We start from the raw sequence: 12362 nt of genomic DNA on the forward strand, positions 1-12362 counted from the left end.
TCAGCGATCCTTCGGGTCGAACGCGTCGCGCAGGCCGTCGCCGATGAACAGCAGGCTGAGCAGCAGGGCGACAAGGAAACCGGCCGGGAAGATCAGCAGCCAGGGCATGCTTTCCATGGCATCCGTGCCTTCGGCGATCAGCGTGCCGAGCGAGGTCAGCGGTTCCTGCACGCCGAAGCCGAGATAGGAGAGGAAGCTCTCCGTGGCGATGATCTCGGGCACGGTCAGTGCCGCGAAGATCACGACAGGGCCGATCAGGTTCGGGATGATGTGCTTGATGATGATCTTGAGCGGCCGCTGGCCGGAGGCGCGTGCGGCCTCGATGAACTCGCGGTGCTTGATCGACAGCGTCTGGCCGCGAACGATACGGGCCATGGTCAGCCATTCGAGCGCGCCGATCGCTGCAAAGAGCAGGTAGACGTTGCGGCCGAAGATCACCATCAAGAGGATGACGAAGAGGATGTAGGGGAAGGCGTACATGATGTCGACGAAGCGCATCATGATCGAATCCAGCCGTCCGCCGATATAGCCGGAGATGGCGCCGTAGAGCACGCCGATGACGACCGAGACCAGCGTTGCGGTGAAGGCGACGGCGAGCGAGATGCGGGTGCCGTAGAGCACGCGGGCCAGCAGATCGCGGCCGTTCGGGTCGGTGCCGAAATAATGGCCGGTTTCGAAGGAGGGCGGGATGCGGAAGGCGGCCCAGTCCGGATCCTCGTAATTATAGGGGATGAACCACGGGCCGATGAAGGCAACGAGGATCAAGAGCACGAGGACGACGATCGAGACGACGGCGGCCTTGTTGCGCGACAGGCGCCGGAGCGCATCCTTGGTGAGCGAGCGGCCTTCCGGCGCCAGGCCCTCGGCCTCCAGCAGCTCGGCTGCCAGCAACTCGCGTTTGGCAGGATTGAGGATCATCGGTTTCTCACTTTCGGATCGAGCCACGCATAGGCGATATCGACGAGAAGGTTCAAAAAGACGATCAGCACCATGTAGAAGATGACCGTGCCGAGAACCATGCCGTAGTCGCGGTTCAGCGCTGCATTGATGAAATAGCGGCCGATGCCAGGCAGTCCGAAGACGCTTTCGACAACCAGCGAGCCGGTGAGAAGATAACTGGCCGCCGGGCCGAGGTAGGAGACGACGGGCATCATGGCGGGCTTCAGCGCATGGCGCATGACGGTCAGGCGCGGGCCGATACCCTTGGCCTTGGCGGTGCGGATATAGTTCTGACCCATCACCTCGATCATCGAGCCGCGGGTGATGCGCGAGATGCGGCCTGCATGCGGCAGCGCCAGCACGACGACGGGGAGCACCAGATATTTCAGCGAGCCGTCACCCCAGCCGCCGACCGGAAGCCAGGCGAGATGGATGCCGAAGACCAGCTGCAGGATCGGCGCGATCAGGAAGTTCGGCAGCACGACGCCCACCAGGATAAGCGCGCCCAGAATGTAATCCGGCGTCTTGTTCTGATAGAGCGCCCCAAGACAGCCGACGAAGACGCCGATGATGATGGCGAGCAGGAAAGCGGCCGTGCCGATCGTGAAGGTGTAGGGCAGGCCGATCATGATCTGCTGCGCGACGGTGAAGTCTTCGCTGGCAAATGACGGGCCGAGATCGCCTCTGAGCAGATCACCCACATAGATGAGGTACTGCTGGATGAGCGGCTTATCCAGATTGTAGTGGACAGCCAGGTTCTTCAGGATCACCGGCGGCAATGGCCTTTCGCCATCGAAGGGGCCGCCGGGGGCAAGGCGCAAAACGAAAAAGCAGGCTGTAACGGCGATCCACAGAACCGGGATCGTCGACAGCAATCGACGGAGTGCATATTTGATCATGATCGTGGACCGGCCCTTTCCGCGCGCGGCGGAAAGGGCCGTTTTCCTTTACTCTTTCATCGACAGCCAGCGGGTGCGGTGGATGTCCTGGACGTTGTCGACGAAGCCCTCGATCTTGGGCGAAACGACGTTCTTGGAGACGTAGTAATAGATCGGCAGCGCGGCGGAATCATCCAGCGCGATCTGCTCGGCCTTCTTGAACATTTCGGCACGCTTGGTCAGATCGGTCTGGGCGTTGCCGTCCTTGATCAGCTTGTCGTATTCCGGGTTCGACCAGCGGCCGTAGTTCATCTGGACGCCGGTGACGAGCAGGTTCAGGAAGTTGTCGGGGTCGTTGTAGTCGGCGAGCCAGCCGGCACGGCCGATCTGCACTTCGCCGCGCTGCAGCTGGTCGTAATGCACCTTGGTTTCGGCATTGACGAGCTCGACATTGACGCCCAGCGGCTTCCACATCGAGGCGATCGCAACGGCGATGCGCTTGTGGTTGTCGTTGGTGTTGTACTTGAGCTCGGCCGTCAGCGGGTGATCAGGACCGAAGCCTGCTTCCTTGAGCAGCTTCTTGGCTTCCTCGACCTTGTCCTTGTAGGGCAGGTCCTTCCAGGAGACGTAAGCCGGATCGCCGTAATTCGCCGTGCCCGGCGGGACCCAGGAATAGGCCGGCAGTTCCCCGGTGCCGAGGATCTGCGGGCCGATGACTTCGCGGTTGATCGCCATGGACAGGGCCTGGCGGACGCGCTTGTCGCTGAAGGGCGGCTTCTGCGAATTGATGACGTAATAGTAGAGACCGGAGAACGGCGCGACATGCGCCTGGCCCGGCAGGTTCTTCTTCATCCACTCGTACTGGTCGGTCGGGAAGTCGGTGAGGATGTCGAATTCGCCGGCGCGGTAGCGCTTCAGCGCGGCTTCCTGGTCTTCGAGGACGAAGAACTTGGCGCCGTCGATCTTTACGTCCTTGGCGCCGTAATACTGGTCGTTCTTGACGGTGGTGACATGCGAACCCGGAACCCATTCAGTCGGCTTATAGGGACCGTTGGTGACGATGTTGCCGATCTTTACCCAGTCGGCGCCCTTGGCTTCCACCACATGCTTCGGCAGCGGATAGGCGGTGTAGTGCATCAAGGCGTTGATGAAATAAGGGGTCGGATTTTCAAGCGTGATCTCGAGCGTCTTGTCATCGACAGCCTTGACGCCGAGCTGGTTGAGATCGGCGATCTCGCCCTTGTTGATCTTTTCCGCGTTCTTGATGGTGAACTGCAGGTAGGCATAATCGGCGGCGTTCTTCGGGTCGACGAGGCGCTGGAAGGCGAAGACGAAGTCTCCGGCCGTTACCGGCTGGCCATCGGACCACTTGATGCCGTCGCGAAGCTTGAAGGTATAGACCTTGCCGTCATCGGACACTTTCCAGCTCTCGGCCTGGCCGGGAATCGGATTGTCCTTGGCGTCTTCCGTGACGAGACCTTCGAAAATGTCGCCGGCGATACGGTTTTCCCAGTCGCCTGACAGTTTTTGCGGGTCGAGCGACGTCGGGTCGCCGCCATTGTGGATGTTGATCGTGGCCGCGTGGGCCGAGAAAGCCAGCAATGTGCCAAACATTGCGGAAGCTAGAATTTTTTTCGTTATATGGTTCATGGTTGGGCCACCTTTCCAGGCTTTGTCGCCTGTTTTTAGTCATTTGTTCCCGGTTTTGACCTGTTACGTGCAGGTCAACGCGCACCTTATCGCAAAGGTTTGGCGTTGCAACCCCCCTTGCGAAGGGGTCGTCATGGGTGTGGACAAGCCTATATGCGGCGCGAATTTGCCTTTCCGCGTCCACCCCAAAAGAGGCTGTTAACGCAGTTGTTTTTTGTTTTCCGGGCTTTAGTCTGTGCGCGAACGAACCATTCGGAGAGTGCATTCATGGCGGTGAAGTCGGCGGACTGGTGGCGGGGCGCGGTGATCTATCAGGTCTATCCACGCTCTTTTCAGGATACGAACAGCGACGGTCTGGGCGACCTGAAGGGAATCACGCGCCGGTTGCCGTATATTGCCAGCCTCGGCGTCGATGCGATCTGGCTGTCGCCCTTCTTCAAGTCGCCGATGGCCGATATGGGCTACGACGTTTCCGATTATTGCGACGTCGATCCGATCTTCGGGACGCTCGATGATTTCGACGAGATGATGAAGGCCGCGCATGCGCATGGCATCAAGGTGATCATCGACCAGGTGATTTCCCACACCTCGGACCAGCATCCCTGGTTCGTCGAGAGCCGCGCGAGCCGCGATAATCCGAAGGCCGAATGGTATGTCTGGGCCGATCCGAAGCGCGACGGCACGGCGCCGAACAACTGGCTGTCGATCTTCGGCGGGCCGGGCTGGGAATGGGATGGCGTGCGCCGCCAGTATTATCAGCACAACTTCCTGACCTCGCAGCCGGATCTGAATTTCCACAACAAGGAGGTTCAGGACGCGGTGCTGAAGACCGTGAAATTCTGGCTCGACCGCGGTGTCGATGGCTTCCGGCTCGATACGGTCAACTATTACTTCTGCGACAAGCTTCTGCGCGACAACCCTCCGCACGAGCCCGACGAGAGCGATGCAGGGCTCGATGCGCCCGACAGCAATCCCTACGGCATGCAGAACCATCTCTACGACAAGACGCAGCCGGAGAATGTCGATTTCCTCAAGCGCTTTCGGGCGCTGCTCGACCAGTATGAAGACCGGACGACGGTCGGCGAGGTCGGTGATGGCGCGCGCTCGCTAAAGACGGTGGCGGCCTATGTCGACGGCGGCGACAAGCTGCATATGTGCTACACGTTCGACCTGCTCGGCCCCGATTTCACCGCTGCCCATATCCGCAAATGCGTCGATACGTTCCAGCGCATGGTGGCGAACGGATGGGTTTGCTGGGCCTTTTCCAATCACGACGTCAACCGCCATGTCAGCCGCTTCGCGAAGACCGAGGCAGAGCGGCCGGTGATCGCCAAGCTGGCGATCTCGGTGCTGGCGGCACTGCGCGGCTCGATCTGCCTCTATCAGGGCGAGGAGCTCGGCCTTCCCGAAGCCGAGCTCGCCTTCGAGGATCTCCGCGATCCCTACGGCATCCGCTTCTGGCCGGCCTTCAAGGGCCGCGACGGATGCCGCACACCGATGCCCTGGGAGGCCGCCAAGGCGCATGCTGGTTTCACCGGCGCGGAAAAGAGCTGGCTGCCGGTGCCCTACGAGCAGGCAGCGCTATCGGTCGATACGCAGGAAACGGATGCGGCTTCAGTGCTCTCGCATTACCGGGAGACGCTGGCATTCCGTAAAGAGCATCCGGCACTCATCGACGGCGACATGGAATTTATCGGTACCAACCAGGACCTGCTGGCGTTCACACGGAAGAAGGGTGGAGAGAAGCTGCTGTTTGTTTTCAACCTGACGCGCGAGGCGGCGGAGTTTAAATTGCCTGCGGGGATGAAGGTCGGTGGGGGGCTTGCTGTGCCGGGGCTGAAGGGCGAAGTGTCAGGCTGGGCGATCAGGCTTGCGCCACTGAGCGGTTATTGTGGAGAGTTGGGCTGATCACGCCGCGGAGGGGCGCTTGATTGTCTGGTCACCACGCCCGGCAAGCAGTCCCTCGATCGATATGTCTTCGTCGAGTTCGTCCCAATGGAGACCCATCGGACTGATCTCGACGGCTGCGCGCTGTTCGGTTGTTGCGGAAAGCAGGCGCGGAAACCAAGCGAGCGGTACACCGAGTGTGCGGCCATCATCGAGCACGACCCACATGGTGTTTTCATCGAAGCTGACTTCAGTTGCTGAAATGCTCATGCCACGCTCTTTCGATCGCCGATCGGTTCTTTGCGACTTCCCGAATGATATCAGCAAGCTCGCTGCGATTGAAGCCTCTGCTCGCGGCGATGCCGATGGCCGGTTCCAGCCAGATCTTCGCTTCGCCGCTGGGGCCGCGGATGTGGATGTGGATGGGCTCGCGCGGATTGCCTTCGTTTGAATAGAAGAAGAACTTCAGGTTTCCGAATCTGAAAACGACAGGCATCGCTCACCCGAGCAGCATGAACCGGTCGACATCCACCATCCCCATATCCGAAATCTTCAGGTGCGGGATCACCGGGAGCGGCAGGAAGGCGACCTGGAGGAAGGGCTCTTCGAGAGTCGTTCCAAGGGCATAGGCCGCCTTTCTCAAGTGATGCAGCGTGTCGCGCACGCTCTCATAGGGTTCGAGGCTAATCAGGCCGGCGACGGGAAGCGGGATTTCGCCGGTGACCTTGCCGTCCTCGACGACGACGAAGCCGCCCTTGATTTCTCCGAGCCGGTTGGCGGCGAGCGCCATGTCGTCCTCGTTGACGCCGACGACGCAGATATTGTGGCTGTCATGGCCGACGGTGGAGGCGATCGCGCCTTTCTTCAGCCCAAAACCCTGGACGAAGCCGTTGGCATGGTTGCCGTTCTTGCCGTGGCGCTCGATGACGGCGACCTTGATGATGTCGTTTGCGAGATCGAGATCGGTCTGGTTGCCCTTGACTGGCAGGCGGTAGCGGCGATGTTCGGTGATGATCTTGCCGGGCATGACGCCGATGACAGGCGTTTCACCTTCGGCGACAGGCACGCCAAAATGCATCGCCTGTACCGGCCGCGCCTTGACACTGTCGAGGCCGACGGGGGCGACGGGTTTGCGGGTGGCGAAGAGTTCTGCGGTGACGCGGCGGCCGGCCGAGAAGACCATCTCGGCCTTGCAGCTTTCGAGGCTGTCGATGACCACGAGATCGGCGCGCCAGCCGGGGGCGACGAGGCCCCGGTCCCTCAGGCCGAATGCGCGGGCGGCCGAGATCGAGGCGGCGCGATAGATAGCCAGCGGCTCGACGCCTGACGCGATCGCCGTGCGGATCATGTAATCGAGATGGCCCTGCTCGGCGATATCGAGCGGATTGCGGTCATCGGTGCAGAGCGCCAGAAAGGGCGACAGGCGCTCGGTGATGATGGGCATCAGCGCGTGAAGGTCCTTCGACACCGATCCCTCGCGCACCAGAATGTGCATGCCTTTGCGGATCTTTTCCAGCGCTTCCTCTGCGGTGGTGCATTCGTGTTCGGTGCGGATGCCAGCCGAGAGGTAGCCGTTCAGATTGGTGCCGCGCAGCAGCGGCGCGTGGCCATCGATATGGCCGCCCTGGAAGGCTTCGAGCTTGGCGAGACAAACCGGATCCTTGTGGATCACGCCCGGGAAATTCATGAATTCGGCAAGGCCGATGACCTTCGGATGATCGCGGAAGGGCAAAAGTTTCTCGATCGGCAGGTCGGCGCCGGCCGTCTCCAGATGCGTTGCCGGGACGCAGGAGGAGAGCTGGACGCGGATGTCCATGATGGTTTCGTTCGCCGATTCCAGGAAGAAGCGGATGCCTTCCTCACCGATGACATTGGCGATCTCATGCGGGTCGCAGATGACCGTCGTCACGCCATAGGGCAGCACGCAGCGGTCGAATTCATGCGGGGTGACCAGCGAGGATTCGATATGCAGATGCGTGTCGATGAATCCAGGGACGACGATCTTGCCTGATATGTCGATCTCGGTAGCGCCTACGTAATCGGCGCAGGTGCCGACGATCCGGTCGCCTGATATCGCGATATCGGAGGCGACGAGTTCACCGGTCACCAGATCGAAGAAGCGTCCGCCCTTGAGGACGATGTCGGCGGGTACGCGGCCAGTGCTCTGGTCGATGTGGCTTTCGAGCTTGCTGGTCATGCGCGTCCCCAATTTCCTTGTGCCACCGTTATAGCCGAACTGTGTTGCACAAGGCGATATATGGCAGCCTGCTCCCCAAACGAAAACCGGGCGCACAAGGCGCCCGGGAAAGATGCGATGGCAGAGCGGCTTATTCGACCGGAACGGCCTTGCCGGCTTCCCACTTGTAGAGCTCGAAGCTCTTCGAGGAGAGGTCGCCGGTTTCGCCGTAGGTGAGCTTGCCGATGGCGGTCGGGATGGCCTCACCGCCCTTGAGGGCGGTTGCGACGGCTTCCGCGTCTTCGGCGCTCTTGGCCTTTTCGATGCCGGCCTTGATGACTTCGACGGCAGCATAGGCATTCAGCGTGAAGGCTTCGGCCGGGATCTTCTTGGCGGCGAGCGCTTCGGCTGCGGCCTTGGAATCCGGGCTCTTGGTGGCGTCGGAAGCGTTGGTGAAGATCGTGCCTGCAGCGGCTTCCGTACCAATGTTCCAGAATTCGTTGTTCGACAGGCCGTCACCGCCGATGATCGTCGCCTTGACCGAGAGGTCGGCGAGCTGGCGGGCGAGCAGGCCGCCTTCGGGGTGGTAGCCGCCGAAATAGACGACGTCGACCTTTTCAGCCTTCAGGCGGGTGGTGAGTGCCGAGAAGTCCTTGTCGCCAGGCGTGACGGCGTCGTCGATGACTTCCTTGACGCCACCGGCGTTCAGGGTTGCCTTGAAGTTGTCGGTGAGACCCTTACCGTAAGCGCCCTTGTCGTTGATGATGGCGATACGCTTGTCCTTGAAATGCTTCAGGGCATATTCGGCAGCAACGCCAGCCTGCTGGTCGTCACGGCCGCAGGTGCGCAGGACGTTGGTCAGGCCGCGGTTCGTCAGATCAGGAGAGGTTGCAGTCGGGGTGACCATCAGCACGCCGTTTTCAGCCAGCACGTCGGATGCCGGAATGGCAACGCCCGAGGTGACCGGGCCAACGACGAACTTGATGCCTTCGCCGACCAGCTGGTTGGCGGCGGAAACGCCCTGCTTCGGCTCGCCGGCGTCGTCAGCGGTCTTCAGGATGACCTTCTCGCCGAGAATGCCGCCGTTCTTGTTGATCTCGTCGACAGCGGTCTGCGCGCCGTTCTTCACCTGATCGCCGTAAGCGGCAACCGGGCCGGTGAGGGGCGCGATGAGGCCGATGGTGATATCGGCATGGGCAAGCGGTGCAAAAGCCAGCGATGCGAGCATCGTCGCGCCAGTCAAAGTCTTCAGACTCATTTTCGTTCTCCTTGGGTGGGGCTTTCGCCCGCGTGACTGCCGCGACATCGGAGCCGGCGCGTACAACAACTCTTCTGAGTTGCGCCAAGACGGCGGTTCCGGTGCGGTCAATGCCCCCCGGCCGGTCATCTTTGACTTCAGCGGGCGCATGGCGATTTTCTAGGAATTCTCATTTGATTTCGCAAGGAAATAACAAAATCACTGCCAAAATTGTTCTGGATTGCGCGAAACGACCAGGCTCCGGCGTCATTTTCGTAAAATTCCGGAGTTTTTCAGAGGTCATTAGCCCGCATCTACCTTGGGCTAAGTGCTCAAAACGATTTAATCCACGAGTTGCAAATAACGCCGGAAAGATACCAAGAATAGTCAGTGAATCTTTGTGCGTGAGAATATTCGTAAAATAGAACCGATTAACATTTGCATGCTATGAAGGTTGTAGAGGGGTGGCCGGTCTGGAGTGTGTCTCAAGAATAAACTCGGCCCGGCAAGTCTAATCGTGCGTTGGGACTAAGCGACTGAATGCTAAAGCGCATTGAAGCCAGCCAGATCAGGGCTGGGATGTTTATCGAGGCCGTCGAAGGGGCCTGGAACGACCCATTGCTCGGGCGTCACCGGTTTCTCGTAAGGCGGGAATCCGATGCCCAACGGTTGCGCGGCAGCGGTGTCGCCGGGGTGGTCATCAACACAGCCAAGGGCGTCGATACGAACGGCCTGCGCTCCAATGTGCCTGCCTATGCGTCCGAGGATCCCCGTGCCGTCGAGCTACAGACCAAGGCTGCGCGCGAAACCATCCAGAAATCCGCCGAGCAGCTCGAAGATGTCTTCAGCAAGATTCAGGGCGGGGCGGGTGTCGCGATCGATGATATCGCGCCCGTCATTTCGGGACTGTCCACGTCGCTCGATGAAAACCCGGCGATTTTCCTCAGCGTCACGCGATTGAAGTCGAAGGACGAGACGACCTTCGTGCATTCGCTGTCGGTCAGCGCGCTGATGATCCATTTTTCCCGCTATCTGGATTTCGACGAGGAGACAGTTCGCGTCCTTGGCATTGCCGGTCTGCTGCACGACGTCGGCAAGGTGGAAATCCCGCACGAGATTCTCGCCAAGGAAGGCAAGCTCGACGACGAGGAAATGCAGCTGATCCGCAGCCATCCGGAACTTGGCCATGCGATCCTGAAGCGGCAGGCGGGCATGCCTGACATCGTTCTCGACGTCTGCCTCAACCACCATGAGCGGATCGACGGGCGGGGATATCCGAATATGGTGCCGGGCTCGAAGCTCAGCATCTATGCGAAGCTCGCAGCGATCTGCGACGTCTATGACGCGATCACCTCGATCCGGCCCTACAAGCAGCCCTGGTCGCCTGCCGACGCCCTGAAATGGATGCTGAGCCGAGAAGGGCATTTCGACATCAAGCTGCTGAAGCGCTTCGCGCTCTGCCTGTCAGTCGCTTCGGCGCACAAGGCCTGAGATCAAGACATGAAAGGCCCGCCGGAGATCAGTTCCGGCGGGCATTTCGTTTGGTCTCGTGACGATCAGATGTTGTTCTGAAGGATCTCGCGCAGCTTGCCGAACAGCTCGTCGATATGGTGCTTCTCGATGATCAGCGGCGGCGACAGGGCGATGATATCGCCGGTCGTGCGGATCAGCAGGCCCTTCTCATAGGCCTTCAGGAAGGCGGTGAAGGCGCGCTTGGTCGGTTCGCCGGCGATCGGGTCGAGCTCGATGGCGCCGATCAGGCCGGTGTTCCTGATGTCGATGACATTCGGGCAATCCTTCAGCGAGTGCAGCGCGTCGGCCCAGTAGTCGGAAAGCTCCGCGGCGCGGGTCAGCAGGCCCTCTTCCTTATAGGTGTCGAGCGTGGCGAGTGCAGCGGCCGAAGCGATCGGGTTGCCCGAATAGGTGTAGCCGTGGAAAAACTCGATCATGTGCTCGGGGCCGCTCATGAAGGCGTCGTGGATCTCCGAGGTGACAAAGACCGCGCCCATCGGGATGACGCCATTGGTCAAGCCCTTGGCGGTGGTGATCATGTCGGGCATGACGTCGTAATACTGGGCGGCGAACGGAGCGCCGAGGCGGCCGAAACCAGTGATGACTTCGTCGAAGATCAGCAGGATGCCGTGCTTGGTGCAGATCTCGCGCAGCTTCTGCAGATAGCCCTTCGGCGGGATCAAAACGCCGGTGGAACCTGCGACCGGCTCGACGATGACGGCGGCGATGGTCGAGGCGTCGTGCAGGGTGACGATGCGCTCGAGTTCGGTTGCGATATCGCCGCCATGCTCAGGTTCGCCGCGTGTAAAGTTGTTCTTGCCGGGCTGGTGGGTGTGCGGCATGTGATCGACGCCGGTCAGAAGCGTGCCGAACATCTTGCGGTTGGAGACGATGCCGCCGACCGAGATGCCGCCGAAATTGACTCCGTGATAACCGCGCTCGCGGCCGATCAGGCGGAAGCGCGAGCCGTTGCCCTTTACCCGGTGATAGGCCAGCGCCACCTTGAGCGCGGTCTCGACCGATTCAGAGCCGGAGTTGGTGTAGAGAACGTGGTTCATGCCTTCAGGGGCGATATCGACCAGGCGGTTCGCCAGTTCGAAGGCCTTGGGGTGGCCGAGCTGGAAGGCTGGGGCGTAATCGAGTTCGCCCGCCTGTTCGCGGATCGCCTCGGTGATCTTCGGGCGGCAGTGGCCGGCATTGACGCACCAGAGACCGGCGGTGCCATCGAGCACCTGACGGCCATCATGGGTGGTGTAATACATGTCCTTGGCGCCGACGAACATGCGCGGCTCCTTCTTGAACTGCCGGTTCGCCGTAAACGGCATCCAGAAGGCGCGAAGGTCGTTGGGGGTGTTGAGGCGATTGGACATGCTGTTCTCCTGGCCGCGAGGCCCGTTCCCCGGGCTTAAGCCCGTATTTTTACCGTCCGGTCAAACTATCAGCGCGGAATCGGGCGTCAAGAGACCGAAAGCGCACGAAACCAGAGTTTACCGCTCATTGCTATGCGCTTTGCCGCCGTATTGAAATACCGCCAGAACGGTATCCGGCCGAAACGAAAAAGACCGGCAAATCGAGCGATCTGCCGGTCAAGAAGTAGGGTTGACGTGCTGAAATACTGCGTCCGGTCCATTCCGGAATTATTCCATTGGCGGACCGGTTCTTGGCTGACGTGATGTCAGCGTTGACTTTAGGCCGCGGAACGGCTCCGGTTCTGAACAGCGTAAATGTCTTCGAGCGTTGCCAGGATTTTCATCACAGGCTCGGAATTGCTCGAGTAATAAATGGTCTGCGCATCGCGGCGGGTCCGGACCAGCTTCTGGGCGCGAAGCTTGGAGAGATGCTGCGACAGGGCAGACTGGCTAAGGCCAACCTGCGTCGCGAGGACGCCGACGGGAACTTCACCCTTCACGAGGCTCACGAGGATGAGCAGGCGCTTGGGGTTTGCCATTGCTGACAGAAGCGCGGCCGCCACATTAGCGTGATCTGACAAGTCAGTATTTTCCATTATTCCAATCTTCCTAATGCGAATTTTTTCCGTATAGGCACAGGGCGTTAGACGGGGTTTGGCGGACGCCCGAAAAGT

Annotated in this window: 11 protein-coding genes; 2 read left to right on the forward strand and 9 right to left on the reverse strand. The window is 60.4% G+C overall.

What is annotated here, in order from left to right:
• From J2X43_RS12125 to J2X43_RS12135, 3 genes are read right to left on the reverse strand one after another with little or no spacing between them, the layout of a single operon-like run.
• Nucleotides 1–918: an ABC transporter permease subunit gene (locus tag J2X43_RS12125; RefSeq protein ID WP_112537918.1), complete on the reverse strand. Its 918-nt coding sequence runs from the start codon at nt 916–918 to the stop codon at nt 1–3.
• Nucleotides 915–1838, reverse strand: coding sequence for an ABC transporter permease subunit (locus J2X43_RS12130; RefSeq protein ID WP_112515669.1), 924 nt, complete (start codon nt 1836–1838; stop codon nt 915–917). Before J2X43_RS12130 ends, J2X43_RS12125 begins: the two co-directional genes overlap by 4 nt.
• Nucleotides 1839–1886: 48 nt before the next feature.
• The gene (locus J2X43_RS12135) at nt 1887–3467 is read right to left on the reverse strand and encodes a peptide ABC transporter substrate-binding protein (RefSeq protein WP_112515670.1); all 1581 of its coding nucleotides are present in this window, start codon (nt 3465–3467) and stop codon (nt 1887–1889) included.
• Between the two features lie 267 nt (nt 3468–3734).
• Between J2X43_RS12135 and J2X43_RS12140 the strand changes: the two genes are divergently transcribed.
• Nucleotides 3735–5375 (forward strand): alpha-glucosidase family protein, encoded by a 1641-nt coding sequence (locus J2X43_RS12140; protein WP_310294260.1) that lies wholly within the window; start codon nt 3735–3737, stop codon nt 5373–5375.
• On the opposite strand, the gene J2X43_RS12145 is transcribed toward J2X43_RS12140, so the two are convergent.
• From J2X43_RS12145 to J2X43_RS12160, 4 genes are all read right to left on the reverse strand, one after another.
• Entirely contained in the window at nt 5376–5624 is a 249-nt protein-coding gene (locus J2X43_RS12145) for a DUF2442 domain-containing protein (RefSeq protein WP_310294262.1), read from the reverse strand.
• Nucleotides 5605–5850 (reverse strand): DUF4160 domain-containing protein, encoded by a 246-nt coding sequence (locus tag J2X43_RS12150; RefSeq protein WP_310294264.1) that lies wholly within the window; start codon nt 5848–5850, stop codon nt 5605–5607. The genes J2X43_RS12145 and J2X43_RS12150 overlap by 20 nt, the downstream gene beginning before the upstream one ends.
• Before the next feature lie 3 nt (nt 5851–5853).
• Nucleotides 5854–7551, reverse strand: a complete 1698-nt coding sequence (gene ade, locus J2X43_RS12155; protein ID WP_310294265.1) for an adenine deaminase — start codon at nt 7549–7551, stop codon at nt 5854–5856.
• Nucleotides 7552–7681: 130 nt separating this feature from the next.
• Entirely contained in the window at nt 7682–8788 is a 1107-nt protein-coding gene (locus tag J2X43_RS12160; RefSeq protein ID WP_310294267.1) for a branched-chain amino acid ABC transporter substrate-binding protein, read from the reverse strand.
• A gap of 519 nt (nt 8789–9307) precedes the next feature.
• On the opposite strand from J2X43_RS12160, the gene J2X43_RS12165 reads away from it, so the two are divergent.
• Entirely contained in the window at nt 9308–10258 is a 951-nt protein-coding gene (locus J2X43_RS12165; protein ID WP_310294268.1) for an HD-GYP domain-containing protein, read from the forward strand.
• 65 nt (nt 10259–10323) lie between these two features.
• Here the strand turns inward: J2X43_RS12165 and J2X43_RS12170 are convergent, their stop codons facing one another.
• Entirely contained in the window at nt 10324–11649 is a 1326-nt protein-coding gene (locus J2X43_RS12170) for an aspartate aminotransferase family protein (protein WP_112386187.1), read from the reverse strand.
• Between the two features lie 317 nt (nt 11650–11966).
• Nucleotides 11967–12284 carry a helix-turn-helix transcriptional regulator gene (locus J2X43_RS12175; protein WP_112386188.1) on the reverse strand — a complete coding sequence of 106 codons (318 nt, stop codon included), beginning with the start codon at nt 12282–12284 and terminating at the stop codon, nt 11967–11969.
• Nucleotides 12285–12362 lie beyond the last annotated feature (78 nt).

The sequence above is a fragment of the Rhizobium sp. BE258 genome, from assembly GCF_031457345.1.
GTDB lineage: Bacteria > Pseudomonadota > Alphaproteobacteria > Rhizobiales > Rhizobiaceae > Rhizobium.